General features: G+C 67.6%; 9 protein-coding genes. 5 read left to right on the forward strand and 4 right to left on the reverse strand.

The features are described from left to right. Positions 1 to 5 precede the first annotated feature (5 nt). The gene (locus HDA39_RS12805; protein ID WP_184795439.1) at positions 6 to 257 is read right to left on the reverse strand and encodes an ANTAR domain-containing protein; all 252 of its coding nucleotides are present in this window, start codon (positions 255 to 257) and stop codon (positions 6 to 8) included. Between HDA39_RS12805 and HDA39_RS12810 the strand changes: the two genes are divergently transcribed. The 5 genes from HDA39_RS12810 (at position 238) to HDA39_RS12830 (ending at position 5,374) form a co-directional block, all read left to right on the forward strand. Then, positions 238 to 1,800: a phosphotransferase gene (locus HDA39_RS12810; RefSeq protein ID WP_202892982.1), complete on the forward strand. Its 1,563-nt coding sequence runs from the start codon at positions 238 to 240 to the stop codon at positions 1,798 to 1,800. The two genes, HDA39_RS12805 and HDA39_RS12810, sit on opposite strands and share 20 nt — an antisense overlap. After that, the gene (locus HDA39_RS12815; RefSeq protein WP_337925729.1) at positions 1,797 to 2,615 is read left to right on the forward strand and encodes an SDR family oxidoreductase; all 819 of its coding nucleotides are present in this window, start codon (positions 1,797 to 1,799) and stop codon (positions 2,613 to 2,615) included. Before HDA39_RS12810 ends, HDA39_RS12815 begins: the two co-directional genes overlap by 4 nt. 26 nt (positions 2,616 to 2,641) lie before the next feature. Beyond that, positions 2,642 to 2,950, forward strand: a complete 309-nt coding sequence (locus HDA39_RS12820; RefSeq protein WP_184795441.1) for an EthD family reductase — start codon at positions 2,642 to 2,644, stop codon at positions 2,948 to 2,950. 42 nt (positions 2,951 to 2,992) lie between these two features. Next, entirely contained in the window at positions 2,993 to 3,838 is an 846-nt protein-coding gene (locus tag HDA39_RS12825) for an alpha/beta fold hydrolase (protein ID WP_184795442.1), read from the forward strand. Positions 3,839 to 4,354: 516 nt separating this feature from the next. Further along, entirely contained in the window at positions 4,355 to 5,374 is a 1,020-nt protein-coding gene (locus HDA39_RS12830) for a phosphotransferase enzyme family protein (protein WP_184795443.1), read from the forward strand. Positions 5,375 to 5,852: 478 nt separating this feature from the next. On the opposite strand, the gene HDA39_RS12835 is transcribed toward HDA39_RS12830, so the two are convergent. The 3 genes from HDA39_RS12835 to HDA39_RS12845 are packed head-to-tail and all read right to left on the reverse strand — an operon-like array spanning position 5,853 to position 16,590. Beyond that, positions 5,853 to 6,431: an SDR family NAD(P)-dependent oxidoreductase gene (locus HDA39_RS12835; protein ID WP_184795444.1), complete on the reverse strand. Its 579-nt coding sequence runs from the start codon at positions 6,429 to 6,431 to the stop codon at positions 5,853 to 5,855. Between the two features lie 15 nt (positions 6,432 to 6,446). Then, positions 6,447 to 10,358 carry an RICIN domain-containing protein gene (locus tag HDA39_RS12840; RefSeq protein WP_184795445.1) on the reverse strand — a complete coding sequence of 1,304 codons (3,912 nt, stop codon included), beginning with the start codon at positions 10,356 to 10,358 and terminating at the stop codon, positions 6,447 to 6,449. Then, the gene (locus tag HDA39_RS12845) at positions 10,351 to 16,590 is read right to left on the reverse strand and encodes an RHS repeat domain-containing protein (RefSeq protein WP_184795446.1); all 6,240 of its coding nucleotides are present in this window, start codon (positions 16,588 to 16,590) and stop codon (positions 10,351 to 10,353) included. The genes HDA39_RS12840 and HDA39_RS12845 overlap by 8 nt, the downstream gene beginning before the upstream one ends. Positions 16,591 to 16,640: the final 50 nt, after the last annotated feature.

Genomic DNA, 16,640 nt, shown 5'->3' on the forward strand with positions numbered 1-16,640 from the left:
ATCCTTCAGCTGGAGGATCCGGCGGGCTCATCGCTGTCGCTCCCGGAGCCCAGCCCATAGCGTGTCAGCGCGGCGACCAGCCGGCCTTGTTCTTGTGCTTCGACCAGGTCGGTCGCGACGGTGCGGAGCTTGGTGTTGGAGTTCTGGGAGCCGCGGATCAAGACCAGCTGTGCGATCTCGGCGTTGATTCCGTAGCGGCGCATCACGATGCCCTGGGCCTGGCCGATGACTGTTCGGGTGCCGAGCGCGGTCTGCAACTGCTCGATCAGTGAGGCTGTCGAACGCATCAGGCTTGACGGAAAACAATCCGAACGCCGCACTCAGGTCGTTGCTGGTTGGCAACGGCAACCACACGGTACTGCGATAGCCGACCGCGAGAGCGGCCTGGGAGAACCGTGGCCACCGCGGGTCGGTCGCGGTATCGCGAACACGGTGCGGCTCGCCATAGGTGAGAACCTGCGAGACCGGCCCGGCTACCCCCAGCATCGCATCGAACAGCGCTGTCCCGGTCACCTCGTCGTGCTCGTCGCTGCCCGTCCCGGCGACCAACTCCGGCCCGTTGCGGCCATTGACCACGATCACCGCCTTCGAACAGTCCTGGACCGTGGCGACGATCCGTCGACCGAACCGCTCCAGTACCGCGGCGACATCGTCGCCGTCCACCAGCCGCCCGACCTCAGCGAGCTCCTGCGCCACCGACAAGAGGTCGTCCGTCATCGCCGTCTTCCCTGCTGTCCGTCCGTTCAGAGGATGCCTGCGCGCCAGGCACGCTACACCGAGCGGCCCCCCGCCCGCGGACTCTCGATCCACAAGGACGCTGACCCCAGATGGCAGGGAAGGTCCACTCTTCGCCGACTCACAGGGATCGACGTTCACCATCTCGTGAGCGTCGGGCTGCCGGGCCGCACCATCAGGACGGTCACGCAGCTTGGTGCGGGCCTGGACAACATCGCCTACGAGGTGAACCGCGAGCTCGTGGTTCGCATCGCCCGCGAACCAGATTCGGTACGACGGGAAGGTGCCCTGCTGGCCCGAGTCGGCGAGATGAGTCCGCTGCCGGTGCCCGAGCCGCTCTTCGTCCTGGCCGAGGACAACTGCCTGGGCTACCGGAAGGTCAGCGGTACACCCCTGATCCAGTTGCCGATCGTCGACCGAGCGCCGTACGCCGCTTCCGTCGGCTCGGAGCTCGGGAGGTTTCTCACCGTGCCGCAGACGTCGGGCACCGATCGATGGGACGGCCTGGTCAGCATCGACGACGAACCGCCGGCGGACTGGCGCGACCAAGCAGCCGAGCACTTCGCCGAAGTTGCCGAAGTCCTGACACCCGGCCCGCAGCGCAGGATCGAGTCGTTCCTGCGCGCCCCACTGCCGAGCCAGGCGCAGGAGCTGGCCTTCTCACACAACGACCTCGGCATCGAACACGTTCTGGTTGCCCCCGGCACCGGCAAGGTCACTGGCGTCATCGACTGGTCCGACGCCGCCGTCTGCGATCCAGCGCGCGACTTCGGCCTGATCCTCCGCGACTTGGGTCCTGCGGCCCTCGACGTGGCACTCGGTCAGCACCCGACGGGCGGTCGCCTCCGCGACCGCGCCCGCTTCTACGCCGGCTGCTCGCTGCTCGAAGACCTTCACTACGGCCTCGAAACCGATCGCCCGCTGTACGTCCACAAGTCACTGAACCAAGAACCACAGCCCGCAGAACCGAAGCAACACCTCCCGCTGACGTCCCGAGCCCGCGCATGCCCGCGCCGATTTGTGGGTACAGCGAGTCGCCGACAGCGATCGAAAGGATTCACGTGAGCAAGGTCTGGTTCATCACGGGGGCATCGAAGGGCTTCGGCCGCGAGTGGGCCGAGGCCGCCCTCGAGCGGAACGACCAGGTGGCCGCGACCGCGCGCAAACCGGAGACGTTGGACGCCCTCGTCGACAAGTACGGCGACAACGTCCTGCCACTCGAACTCGACGTCACCGACCGAGCCGCAGCCCAGGGAGCCGTGCAACAGGCCGCCGAGCACTTCGGCCGGCTCGATGTCGTGATCAACAACGCCGGCTACGGACACTTCGGCATGGTCGAGGAACTCACTGAGGACGAACTGCGCAACCAGTTGGAGACCAACCTGTTCGGAGCGGTCTGGGTGACCCAGGCCGCGCTACCGATCATGCGCGAGCAGCAGTCTGGCCACATCATCCAGGTGTCCAGCATCGGCGGCATCAGCGCCTTCCCGAGCGTCGGCGCCTACCACGCGTCCAAGTGGGCCCTGGAGGGCCTGTCGCAATCCCTCGCCCAAGAGGTCGCCGGCCTCGGCATCCACGTCACGCTGATCGAACCGGGTGGATTCTCCACCGACTGGTCCGGCCCGTCCGCCGTCCACAGCGACGAGAACCCCGCGTACGACGACGTCCGCGAGGCCGCCAAGAACCGCCCGTCGGCCGCGTCACCGGGTGACCCGACAGCCACTCGCGGGCCGATCCTGAAGATCGTCGACGCCGACGAACCACCGCTCCGGGTCTTCTTCGGCAAGGCACCGTTGTCGATAGCAACCAAGGACTACGAGTCCCGCCTCGCCACCTGGAACGAGTGGCAGCCGGTCTCAGAGCAAGCCCAGGGGTCGTAGAAGCCGTACCGATTCGAGGAGGCACCATGACCGCGCGACTGGTGATCGCCTACGGGCACCCCGACGACACCGCCGCATTCGAGGACTACTACACCAACACCCACATCCCGTACGCCGGCGAACACATGCCAGGCGTCCGCGACTTCCAGAACTCCCGCGTCACCGCCACCGTCGACGGCGGCCGACCGCCGTACTACCGCATCTCGCACCTGACCTACGACGACCTCCCCGCACTGCACGAGGCCATCGGGTCCGAGGGCGGCCGTTCGACCATCGCCGACCTCGACAACTTCGCCACCGGCGGCGTCACCCTGCTCATCGTCGAGGACGACTGATGAGGCCCCGCAGCCGGACAACGTCGGCGGACAGGCGGCGCCATGGCTGAGATCGTCCAAACAGACGTCCGGGTTCGCGACGCGCAGCTGCACCTTCGATCCGTCGCCGGCACCGGTCCCGAGATCCTGATCGTGCACGGCTGGCCGGAATCCTCGGTGGCCTGGGTGCCGATCCTCGAACGCGCCGCCGCCGACGGAGCAACGGTGCACGCCGTGGATCTGCCCGGAATCGGAGGTTCGACCCGCGGCAGTACCAACGCCACCAAGCACGACCTCGCGCAGCTGCTCGCCGAACTCGCCCACGAACTCGGCTGGCAGCACCCACGCCTCGTCGGCCACGACATCGGCGGAATGGTTGCCTACGCCGCCTTACGCGCGGCGCCGATCTTCGAGCGAGTCGCCATCTGCAACACCGTCATCCCCGGCGTACCGCCGTGGAACAACGTCTACGGGAACCCGCACATCTTCCACTTCCACTTCCACGCCGTCCCCGGCCTGCCCGAACAACTGGTCACCGGCCGCGAACGAGCCTACTTCGACTGGTTCCTCGACCTGCTCTCCGACGACCCGGCCCGGATCTCCGACGAGTACCGCGACCACTTCGCCGCCGCCTACGCGACCAGCGAAGCACTGACCACCGGATTCGACTGGTACCGAGCCCTCCCCGACGACGCCGAACACAACGCCGCGAACACAAGCCCGATCGACACCCCCGTCCTGTACCTCCGCGGCGACGCCGACCCCGTCGACGTCGCCGAGTACCTCGACGGATTCACAACAGCCGGCCTGCGCGACGTCCAATCCACCGTCATACCGCACTCAGGCCACTCAGCATCTCTCGAATCCCCGGACGCCTTGTGGCAGGCCATCGCAACCTTCGCCCGATGAGACAACCCGACACACAATGACCGTCGCCGTGGCACCGCAGAAGATGGCGGCTCCGACGTGCACCACCATCACGTACGACGCACAAACGCGGGCTGATGTGTCATCAGCCCGCCGATCTCAGTGACCCGCTGCTCGACCTCGGCCCGAGGCTCCGCCTTGGCAGCCCGCTGGTCGGCCTCGCGCCGGCGCCGCTCCTGCTCACCACGCCAATGCTCAACCTCGGCCGACTGCACCCGGTGTTCGGCTTGCAACTGCTGTACCTCGGCGACGGCGGGGGCGAAGACAACGGGTCCAGGACCGTAGGTATGGCCTGGGCGCGACGACCGCCGTCGCGGGTGTAGATCCAGAGGGTTTCCTCTTGGTACGGCGTCATGTTCAGGTCCGGGTGCAGCTTCTTCCGGTGGGAGGTACCCGAGCCCTGCGCGTTGCAACTGCCTGCGATTTCCTCCAGGACCTTCCTCTTCCGCCAGCATTGGTATATTGCTGACCACAATGCCTGAGCTCACAGTCGGTCAGTTGAACACCGAGGCCAGCCACTATTGGAACGGCCCAGCGTGGGGCTGGAAAAGGCTGTGGATCACTCCGGGCGGCGTGCAGGACGCCGTGCGCAGGCGCTACGGAATTGCCGCGGACTCGGCGACCTTCCTCGCTGCCGGGATGCTGAACCAATCGTGGCGAATCTCCTCCGCAGACGGTGATTTCGTCCTGCGGGTGACCCGCGCCGATCGTACTCGAGAGCAAATCGAGTACGAACACAGTCTGACCACCGAACTGCACAAGAGCATCGTCGTTGTGATTCCGCCGGAGCCTGGACTGGACCATGGGACGTTACAGGAGTGGCAGAACCGCCCGGTGTCGCTCTTCCGGTATGTCGATGGCATCCCGGGTACCGAACTGCGGGCCGAGACCCGCATGTCGGCCGTTGCGGACGTATTAGGCCAGATCCATCACCGGACAGCCATTCTCCGCTGGCCGCAAAGGACTGGGTTCCGTTCGGTAAGGGATGAGCCACGCTGGGTCTGGAAGAAGTTCGAAGCAACCCTCAGGCAGGCACTCGGCACTACGGACGTCGGCCGGTCCTTCGAGGTGATCGACTCGGCCGTGACGGAACTCGACGTCTGGCTCGATGCCGCATGGCGCACCGGGGATCTCGGTTCCGAAGCGGTCATTCACGGGGACTTCAACAACCGCAACATCCTTTTCCAGGATGGCGTACCGGCGGCGAGCCTTTGCGCAGTCATCGACTGGGACGACTGCTGCGTGAACCCACTCGCGTGGGAACTCGCCCAAGTAGCCTTCCGGACCGGCGAGTACGACGTAAAGGGCTTCTGCGACGTCTATGTTGATGCCGGTGGTCCGGTCGAAACAAGGGACATCGAACTGCTCAGCAATTTCGCTGTGATGGGAGAACTGTCCGAGCTCGAGTGGACCGTCGACGATGGAATCGTAGGTCCACGCGCTGCAGAGCAGGTGCAAGAGGTCGCGGCGACTATTATCGCCATTCAACAACGTACGCAGGAGATCCGCACTTCCTGAAAGCTGCGACCCACAGCATCTCACATCCCAGGGACTGGGCCGTGATGATGATGAGCAACAAAGATCTGCAAATTCGCCCGCTGCTCGCTTCGGCTAAAGCTATGAGGCGCCCGAGCACGGTACCGAGTCGCCGTCGAACGCGGACCACAATCTCGCATAGGACCGCCGGCTGCCACCAACTGGTTGTGCGTCCCCTGCTCGACGATGATCCCTTGATGCATCGACAAGCCCCGCCAGCCAACTAGAAGCGTCGAGGGCCGTCCTGAGCTGCTGCTCGCTCCGGACTTGAACTCGCCCAAGACATGCGACGGCCGGCCCCACCGCCCTTCTCATTTCGATCGGAAGGTCCAACTCGCAAGCTGTGTTGCCCATCAGGCCGTTGGCCGCCGCTGGTCCGTGCCTTGGACCGCGCCCTCACCTACCTCGATCAGGCCTTCGCTCGAGGAGATGAAGGGCACGCGATCGCTCCTAGCGAGTGCTACCGGTCTTCGCCGGAGCGTTGGACTGCCCGTGTCGAGTGATACTCCTGCGGCTTGAGGATCCTCACTACCTCGCCTGCTTGTCCCGATTCCAGCAGGTCAGCCACCACCCTCGCTACATCCTCGGGTGGTATTGGTGGGTCGGTCTGCCGCTGCTGCTCCGGGGTCAGCTCCGCCCACTCGACCAGGGCTCGGTCCAGTCCGATCCAACCGGGTACAACGGCCATCACCCGGACGTCCGTGCGGTCGCCGAGGCTCGCGGTGAACCGCCGAACTCCCGCCTTGGCCGCGCCGTACTCGGGTGATCCGTAGGACATGTCACCGAGTCCGCCGCTCGACCCGATGCCGACTACCGCGCCCCGGTTCTCAGCCAACTCCGGCCACAGGCGCTGGGTGAGCAACATGGGTGCGATCAGGTTGAGCGTGAGCGCCGACAGCCAGACGTCTGGCACCGACTCCGGGTACTGCTCGCCGGGCAACCAGCCACCGGCGTTGCTCACCAAGCCACCGAGATCGCCGAGGGCAAGCAGCTCGTCTGCGTCGCCGTCGATACCAGCCCGAGTCGACAGTTCAGCCACCCAACTCCAGGCAGTTCAGTTCATCGGCGTCAGCACCCAGCGTTGGCAGGCGCCGTTCCAGTACGGCCAGGTGATCACGTCGGCGCCGGGTTTGTCGCTGCAGCCGGCTACGTCCATCGAGCGTCCGGAGGTGTTCTGCAGAACGCTCCAGGTGTTGTCGGCCGCCGGTTCGATCCGCCAGGACTGACACTCAGCGGTGTCGTTCGGTACGCCGGGAAGCACCGGCGATCCGGCGTTGCCGGGGCAGCCTTGGACATCGATGTTCGTCCGCGAGTTCGGGTCGTACAGCTGGTAGATGTCGTCGCCCTTGGGCACGATCTGCCAACGCTGACAGGGACTCGCCGGCACCCAGTCCCACGTCCGGATGTCCGTACTGGACGGGTTCGTCCCACAGTCCACGATGTCCAGCACCTTGCCACCGCGGGCCGAGGCGATCCGGTACCGGCCACTCAGCGTCTGCCCGGTGAACACCGGCCGCAGAATCCACTGCTGGCCGGCCTCCGCCGAACACGTCTGCTGGACCACCGCCGCGCCGTCCCCCAGGGAAGACTGCCGCACGCCGGCGCACTTCGCGCTGTGCGCGAAGCGCAGCCGCACCACCGTGTCGTAACTGCTGCCTTCCAAATACTCCACGGTCAGCTGTTGGTTGCCCGTGTTGGAGCAGGGCCTCTGCTGCAGGGAGACATCGTCGTCCTGCAACATCCGGTCGACATCCAGGCAGCGCGGCCTCCCGTCGACGGCGACACCGTTCGCATGCACCGTGTGCACCTCGAACTGGTCGATGCCCGCGACCTGCACCAACCGGAACCTCTGCTGAAGCGTTCCGACGCACTGGTACTGCTGGAACGCCACACCATCGGTCTGACTCCCATGCGGTACGTCGAGGCACTTGCTGCTGTGCCGCGCGACCAACTCGTAGGCCCGGTTGTCGAGGTCGAACTTCGGACCGGTGGTCGCACCGACCGCCGCCTCACGCCAGCGCGAGACCGGCGCAGCGAACGAGGACCCGTTCGAGACCAGCGTCAACACGTCCCGCCCACCGCCGTCCAGGGCGTACACGAGCGCGACGTCGCCCTTGCCGTCGCCGGTGTAGTCGCCTGCGTTCAGCGCCGCCTTGGCCGGATCGAGCGCTCCGCGGTACCACTGCGACTCGGTCAGGGCGGTCCGGTTGGACACGAACACGCGCAGCGCGAGATCGGACGGCCCGTGCTCGTACATCGCCACCACGTCGTCCAGCCCGTCGCCGTTGACGTCGGCAACGACAGGCTTGCTCTTCTCCCAGCAGTACGACGATCCGTCGTACAGCGTGGTCGGGCTCGCGCTGAACGACGTACCGGTGGATCTGCGTACGGTGACCTGCGTCCGGCAGTTGCCCAGGTTCACCATGTCGACGAGGTCGTCGAGTCCGTCGCCGTCGATGTCCGCGAGCAGCGGCGCGCTGCGTGACCAGTCACCGCCGGTGGTGACCCACTGCACCGGCGTCCCCAGGTTGCCGCCGGGATACAACATCACTCGCCAGGTGCCGTTGCCGTTGTCGAGTTGTACGGCGATGTCGTCCAGCCGATCGCCGTTGACGTCTCCGGACACGATCCGGGCGCCGCTCAGCGGCCAGCCCGCCGCCCCTGAGTACCAGACCGGTGCAGAGCCCGCGGTATAGGCGTTCCCGTCGGACTTCAGCAGGTACGCCGAGATCCGGCGACCGGCCTCCTCGCGGAACAGCACGGTGTCGGATCGCTGATCACCGTCGAAGTCGCCCTGCACCGGCTTGGTCCGGTAGAGCGCGAACCCACCGTTCTCCCCCGAGTCCCAGGCCAGGGTCCCGGTCTGCAACCCACCGGGCTTGGACAGGACGTTCCACACCGCGGTCCTCCCCCACCCGTGGTCGAGTACGGCGCTGATGTCCGCACGTCCGTCCCCGTTGATGTCCCCACGAACCCGCGGGATCACCGCACCATTGCCAGAGGCAACGAGATCGTACGCACGGGTCACCGCACCGGCGTTCCCGGCCTGGTCGACCGCACGGACGTAGAGCCGCTGCTGCGGAATACCGGTGTTCGGGTCCGGCCACACCGTCACCGGCAGCCTGGCCACTCCATCGGCACCGGCCTTGACACGGGACAGCACGCGGTCCTGCTGGAAGCCGTACAGGTACTCGGCGACATCGGTCTCCCCTGCGCCCGGCCGGACAGTGACGACCCCGGTGGTGCGGGCCGGGACACCGGGTTCGCCGTCGGCCGGGAAGTCGGTCGAGACCAGCTGCGGGACCGCCGGCGACTCCGCGTCCAGCACGAAGTAGCAGCGCGGAGTCTCGGGACCGAACTCGATCCCGTCGTCAGGCACACCGTCGTTGCTACTGGCAACGTAGTAGTACGGTACGCCGGCCGTGAGCGCTCCGGCCGCCGGCTGCGGCCACGCGAAGGCAGCGCCGGAGGTCGTCGTGGTGGAAGTCGCCTCGTAGGCGACGGAGTCGTCGCCGGCCCGGTGGATCGACAGCTTGGTGGTGAGGTTGTCGTTGTCCGGGTCACTGGCGACCGCGGAGAACGACGGCGGGACCAGCCCGCTGACGACGGTCGGCACCTCCGGCGTACCGCACGGCCGTGGGCGGGAGAAGTTCACCTTGCTCGGCGGCCGGGGTGCGTTGTTGTACCGGACCACCAAAGCGGCAGTGTTCGGGAAGAACTTCTTCCACTGGTACTTGTTGCCCTCGTTCGGCGCCCGCAGGCCGAAGGTGGCCTTCGTCGTCCGTGCCGTCGCGATCCCCTGAATCATCGTCCGGACCTTGTCGCTGGTGAACCGCATCCCCATGTCCGGCTGATGACCGGTCCACGCGTTGCCGCTGGCCTGGGCCAGTTCCTCGAGCCAATGGCCACCGGAGTTGTTCCAGGTCAGTGGCTGTCCGGCGTCGATGGCGGCGGTCCGCCAGAGCGCCGCTGGGGTTGGGCTACCGGACGGCGAGTGGTCGAGCACGATGTCGAAGGCCGCCGAGACCACCTTCGACCCGGCCAGTGCGCTGGTGTCGAACTGAAACAACGATCGGTACCGTACGGCCAGGTCCCAGGACAGCCCGACCTTCGCGCCTTCGGCCCGGTCGTAGTTCCAGTACGACTGGTTCGGCGCCATCTGGTTGACGTGGGTCCACAGCTGGTGTCCCGCGGTCCAGGACGGATCGATGTAGACCGGGAACTCGGTGGTCGGCGCGGTGAGCAACGCCCGGTCCGGTACGACGCTCAGCCCGGCGCCGGACCGCTTGGTCGGCATCGTCGTGTGCCGGGCCGCGCTGTCCCACATCACCGCCTTGTCGGCGCTGAACACCGGACGGCCATTGTTGTCGACGGCAACCGTCGATCCGGCCGGACCGTCCTCGACCCGGACGCCGGCCGTGGTCAGGCCGAAGTCGATCTTCGTCAGCCGTTCGGCCGCCGCGCGGTTCTTCACCACCAGGTACTGCGCGAATCCGTCCGGCTCCGCCCGTACTCCCAGGTCGACCCCCGGGAACACCTCGGGGTACGTGGCGGTCCCCTCCTGCAGCACCGGCTTCGGTAGCGCGGTGGGCCAGGTGAGACCGAGCCTCGCAGCCCCGTCAGTGAGGGTGACCAGCGCGCGGTCACCACCTCCGGACAGTGTCAGCCCGGTCACGGTCGCTCCCGGCCGTACCGTGCCGTCGGCACCGCGGCGCAGAGTGGTGTCGATCGGCACCCAGTCCGTTCCGCGGCGGGCGCGGACCGGGCTGGGGTGTGCGACCAGGGTGTGGAGGCCGGAGGCGTCGGCGTACACCTCGGTGCTTTCGGTGCGCAGGTGCGTCAGCTCGACCGGACTCGTGGCGCCGGCAGGTGCCGACGGTTGCTCGACCGCCTCGGCGGTTCTCAGCGCGGGGACCGCGAGCAGCAGCGCGAGGAAGCCGGCCAGCAGACCGCGTCGCCTAGCCACCGGCACTCCCGAACCACTTGATCAGCTTCACGACCTCGACCAGGAACCCGCCGGTCAGGATCACCTTCCAGCCGGCGCTGGTTCCGGTCATGGAGCCGAAGTCCCCGCCCTTGAAGGGTTCCTTCCACTTCGAGGTGCCGTCGGGGTACTTGGTCGGATGTGGGTTGACCTCCTCCGCGGTCTCGTTCTTCCAGTCCTCGCGCCGGGGGTTGCCCACCTGGTCCCGGACCTGCTCCCGCATCTCCTCCAGGCGACGTTCCTGCTCGGCGCGCTGCTGTTCGCGTTGCTGGGCGCGATCCTGCTTGATCCGCTCCCCGGGGTTGCCCCGGTTCGGTTTCTCCGGTTTGCCGCCCGGCCGGTTGGCTCCCCCGGGTTTGTTCCCGCCGGCCGAGGGCTTCTGCCGCACCGGTGGACGCGGCTTGTTCGGTGTGGGTTTGATCGACTGCGGTGGTTTGCGCACCGGCTTGCGGATCTTGTCGGCGACCTTCTTGTACCGCCAGATGATCCTGACGATGACCTTCGCCACGTACTTGACCACCCGTTTCATCACGACCTTGAGGACGGTCCGAAAGACCGTCACCCAGACGACGATCGCCCGCGCGACGGCCCGGAACACGTCGCCCAGCCAGCTCCAGACCCGGTCGGCCACCCAGGTGATGACCGGGACCAACTGCTCGATGACCATCGCGACGAGGATCGCGACGATCACGACCACGACCGCGAGGACCACCACGCTCAGGGCCACCGGAACCGCGACGACCGCGACCCGGCCGTCGGCGTCCTCGAAGGTCGCCGGGCTGTTGTTCGCGTACGCGTAGGCGTTCAGGGACTGCGGTTCCTCCGGATCGACCTCCGGGTCGACCGAGATGAACCGGCCGAGCGACGGATCGTACTCCCGGGCGCCCAGGTGGACCAGGCCGGTGTCCGGGTCGGCGGTGCCCGTGTGGAATCCCTTCTGCCCGGGCCAGTCCGCTGGTGCCGTGCCGCGAACATCGCCGTACGGCGTGGTCCTGCGGCGCTGAACGGCCTGACTGCTCGAGTCCACGGCGATGGTCGGAGTCCCGTGGAGGTCGGCCAGCAGCCAGCTCAGCTTGCCGCCGGTCCGGACCGCGACCACATCGTCGCCGAACGTGTAGTAGCGCGTTCCGCTCAGTTTGCCGTCGGTGCCGAGGCGGAGCTCGGTCTCGCCGAGATAGAGCGTCGTCCCGCTGGAGTCGCGGCGCAGGATCCGGTTGCCGTCGCCGTCGTACACGAACGACGAGCCCTTGCTGGTGGCGGCGAGCTTGCCGTCGTCGGTCCAGCTCAGCGTCTCGGTGCTTCCGCCCTGCGTCCGGGACGTCAGGTTTCCGGTGGCGTCGTAGGTGTAGTTGTTCGTCGTCGTGCCGGCCGGCCCGATCGTGGTCACGCTCTTCAGCGCGTTCGCCGACGTACCGGCGCCGTAGCTGTAGGTACTGGTCGTGGCGGCACCGGTCGGCGTCACCTTCTTCTCGCTCTGCCGGTTGCCGGACTTGTCGAACGTCCAGCTGTGCCAGTACGGCGCCGGGCCGCCCAGACCGGCCGCGGTCGGCGCGGCCGCACAGTCCCCCGATCCGGGGGTCCAGGCCCGGGTGAGCCGACGCAGGTGGTCGTAGCCGAAGCACTGGGTGTCGATCGACTCGTCGCTGGAGGCCGACGGGGTGTCGGTGATCTTGGTGACGTTGCCGGCCGGGTCGTAGTTGTACTGCGTGTCCGAGATCCGTCGCGGCGACAGCTCGCGGTCGGTGACGACGCGGGTCAGCCGGCGGGTGCCGTACTCATACTCGAACCGCTGTTGTACCCAGCGCCCGTTGGTCTCGCCGAGCGTCAGCGTGTCCGTCTCCTCGAACGGCGTGTAACTGCTGTTGCGGACGTACGTCCCCAGCTCGCTGCTCAGCGCCGTCGGCAGACTCTGGTCGTTGTAGGTCGTCGAGAGGGTCTCGGCCGCCAGTCCGCCGACCGCTGGCAGCTTGCGGGTCGCGACCTTGCCGTCGTCGGTGTAGGTCTGCGCGACCGTGTAGGTCCCGGCCAGCGCTCCTTCGGAGGCGGGCAGGATGACGGATTGGCCGGTGGCCCGGCCGGCGTCGTCGTAGCCGCTGAACTGGGTCGTGTACGGGTTCCCGTTCACGTAGCGCGTCATCGAGGTCGGACGCCCCTTGGCCAGGGTGTCGTAGGTCCACGCGATCTGCACCGGCCCGGATGACGACCCACTGCGTTGCGCGGTCTTCCGCCCGACGTCGTCGTACGTGAAGGCTGTCGTCACGCCGCGCGCGTCGGTGCTCGACACGATCTGGTCGGCCGCGTTGAACGCGTACCTCGTGGTGCCGCGGTCCGGGTCGGTCTCGGTGATCCGGCGGCCCTGGAGGTCGTACTGGTAGCTCCAGACGTTGCCCCCGGCATCGGTCAGGGACTTCAGCTGGCCGAGCGCGGTATAGGTGTACTTGGTGCTGTCATAGGCCCCGGTCCAGCTGTCGCCCTGGTACTGACGCACCTCGGTGAGCCGGCCACGGGCGTCGGTCAGCCTGGTCGTCGGTGCCTGGCCCTGGGGCGGGTCGATGCTCTGCCGGGTCGCGGTCATCTGGTGGCTGGTCCGGTACTTCTCCTGGCCCTCGGACCGGAAGATCTGCACGGACGGCCGGTCGGCGCCGTCCCAGACCGTCATTTCCTGTTTGGGTACGACGGCGTCGTCGACGTACAGGATCTCGGTGCTCGGTGCGGCCTGGTTGAAGTACGCACCGGAGACGATGTTCTGCTTGCCGCGGCTGTCGTAGCGATAGTCGGTGACCAGGCGTCCCCCGGCCGGCGTCCCCTCCTGGGTCTGCCGGAGCCGCTGCAGTCCGTCGTACAGCTCGTAGGTCACGTCGTAGCGGTTATCGCCGAGTCTGGCTCTGGTGACGACCGCCGACGAGGCGTCGCCACGGAGCAGGTACTCGTACTCGATGTCGGCCGGGCTGGAGCTGCGCGAGTGGCCCGGATGCCAGACCTTCGCGGTCCGGCCGAGCGGGTCGAGGGCGACCTCGGCACGCTTGCCGTCCGGCGAGGTGGCGGCGATCTGCTCGCCCCAAGCCGGCTCGAACTCCTCCGACGACTGCATGCCGTTCGGCGCGGTCTCGGTGACCTTGCTCGTCGGCCCGTACTCGGGGAAGAAGGTGACCCGCGCCGTCTTGTTCTCCGCGTTCGAGATGCTGGTCCGGCGGCCGTACGCGTCGTACGTCGCGGTGAAGACCGTCTCGTACGTCGGGTTGCCGCCGCTGTCGAAGCCGGCGAGCCGCTCGCCCCTCGTCGGCAGGCCCCGGGTCGGAGTGGCGGTCGTCGAGGTGTTGTTGTCGTAGTACATCCGCTCGTCGCTCAGCACCTGGTCCCTGGTGTAGGACTTGTCGCATCCGACGGCAACGGTCTGCTCGCGGCTGAGCAACTCCTGCAGCCCGGTGACCGGGTTGTCCAGGTACTCGTAGCGGGTGCAGCTGTCGTCGGCCGTGGTGCCGGCGTCGTTGGCGAAGTGTTTCGACAGGAGCCGGCCCCTGGCGTCGTACTCCTGTCGGTTCGCGACCTGCAGCACCCCGCCGTCGACGGCCTGGTACTGGGTGATGCCCTTCTGGCCCGTCAGGTACGCGTACCGGGTGCCCCACGGGCGGGACTCGACCGCAGTGGGCTGATCCGAGCGCCAGTAGTCGCTGATGGACCTGTCGACGACCGCGGACCCGTTGTAGGTGATCTGCTCGCGCACTTGACCGGAGAACTCGTCGGTGTCGTCGACCGCGACGCCTGTGGAGTCGGTCAGCTTGACGTCCCGTGCGGAGCCGTCCGACCTCCGGTCCTCGTCCATGCCGCGGTAGTACAGCGTCTCGGTGACCGACTGCGGCTCACTGGCCGCGCCCTTGCGCAGCCGGACACGCTCGAACCCACGCCACTGGTTCCAGGTGTGCGTGGTGGTGTCCGCCAGGCCGTCCTGTTCGTCGTAGTGCCAGGCCGGCGTACCGAGGTACTCGACCTTGCTGGTCACCGGGACCGGTGCTGCCGGCACGCTGGAGGTCGCGCTGCGGTCCAGCTCGTTCGCCTCGGTCACGACGTACTTGTGGAACCAGTCCTGACGCTCGCCCTGGTCCGGTGGGGTCCAGCGCTGTGGATGGCACAGCCGGTCGTTGTTGGCCGGGTCGGGCAGGCTCGAGGCGGTGCACTGCTTGCCCGAGTAGCTGACCGCCAGGTCACCGCCGGTGCCGTAGTGCACGGACTGGATACGGAACCACACCATGCTCGGAAGATTCGGGTTGGCCGGATCGACCCGGTTGTCCAGGCCGACGCCGTCGAAGTTGGTCTCCGGCATCTGCGTCTCGCCGCCCACCTTGCCGGTGGCCGTCACCCCTTCGAGCCACAGTGCCCGCCCGCTACCGGCGCCGTTGGTGTACTCGTGCCGAAGCGTCCAGCTCTGTACGTCGGTGAAGCCGCTGTCCCGCCAGACCTGCGTGGTGACCTTGGCGAGCCGCTTCTGCGACCAGAAGGTCGGGGTGAAGTGGTTGTTGCAGTTCGTCGTACTCGTACAGCGCAGGTCGAACGGAGTGTCCGGGTACGTCGTGGGTTGGGCAGGGCCGCAGTTGGCGCCTTCGCACCGCTCGGCCAACGTGAACAGGACCTTGCCGATCGGGTTCTGGGTGTAGGCCTGACCGTCGCGCTGGCCGTACTCGATCCGGGTCAGGTTGCTCGCCCGGACGTAGGGGCTGACCGCGGTGGACACGACCGCGCGGGCGTAGTTGTTGGTCTCGTTGTCGTAGTACAGGCTCATCGTGTTGCCGTGCCGGTCGACCACGTAGTCGAGGTTCCAGCGGTACGCCTGCTGGCACCACGAGTCGGCGAAAGCAGCACGGTTGCACTGTTCTCCCGCGTGGTTGCCGAACACCGGCATCGTCATCGCCGACCGCGTCTCCGGCCGGCCGGATGCCCAGCCGGGCAGCCGGTTCAGACCGAAGTAGAACTTCGTCCCCTCCTTGGTGGTGACCCGCCAGTACTCACCCTTCTCGGCGGCCGCGACGCCCTCGTCGCCGTTCGCGGCGCCCCACAGCTTCTCGACCACGGTGCCGTCGTCACCACGCAGCCGCCAGGTCTCCGACGTCGAGGTCTTCGACACCAGGAACAGGTCACCGGTCTTTCCGGTCATCGCCAGGCTCGCGTTCTCGCTGGCGAAACAGAAGTCACCGGTGATCTTGGTGCCGTTGTTGCCCTTGTCCTTGGAGCAGCTCTTGAACCGGCGCTCGATGGTTCCGCCGCCGGCGACGTCGAAACCCTGTCCGGTCGCCGACACCTGGTTGTTCGAGGACGAGGTGAGGCCGTCGAGGGTGGACGACGAGTACTGCAGCGCCACGGACGGCTGCGGTCCGCCGACGCCGGGCGGCACCTCCATCGGGAGCGACCACTCGAAGGCGCCCGACGGTCCCCCGATCGTCCACTTGGCCGCGCCACCGGACAGGTCACCCTTGCCGTAGTCGCCCCCGCCGCCCGACTCGGCCGCGACCATCCGCAGCGACGAGTCGGCCGGTACGTCGGCCTGCACGGTGCCGTCGCCCTTGTTGCTGCTGGCAAACGACTTGCCGGACTTCACGTCGTACAGGCGCAGCCGGCTAGCCCAGCCGCCGCCGTAGGTGTCGGCGAACGCGGAGTAGTCCAGCGTCAGCCCGACAGTGCCCGCGGCCTTCAGTCCATCGGTACGCCGGACCTCGACGGCCAGCGCGTCCCCCTGACGACCGCTGATCGACACCCGGACCTTGGCCGGGCCGCTGGTCTTTCCGGTGGACATCCAGTTCCGGGTGGCCTCCGTCCCGGGGCCGATCCACACCGGCAGGTTGCCGGCGCGTTGCCTGGTCACCTTCGGGCTGCCCGACAGCACCGCGTTCCACCGGCCGAGATTCGTGCCGTCACCTACCCGCGGTACGGCGACTTCCGCCGTACCGGCCGTGGGCCAGGTCAGCCGCGGCGTACGCTTCCGGGTCGCATCGGCCATCGCCGGATCAGCCGCGCGCACGGCTGGCTGCGCCTCGACACCGGGCACGGACCCGTCGCGGCGTAGAGCGATCTCCGGATCGGCGGGCGGTGCCGCCGCCGCAGCGGTCAGTCCGCTGTCCTGGCTGCCGGCCAGTAGCGCGAGACTCACCAGCGCGATCAGACCGTTCCGGGCAGAACGGCGGAGGGTACGGCGTCCGAAGGGTCGGTGGGACGGATCCGACATGATGGTTCTCCTCGCTCACGGCGTCGCCCACAGCGTGAGGTAGCGGCCCA

This window comes from Kribbella italica (assembly GCF_014205135.1).
In the GTDB taxonomy this organism is placed as follows: Bacteria; Actinomycetota; Actinomycetes; order Propionibacteriales; family Kribbellaceae; genus Kribbella; species Kribbella italica.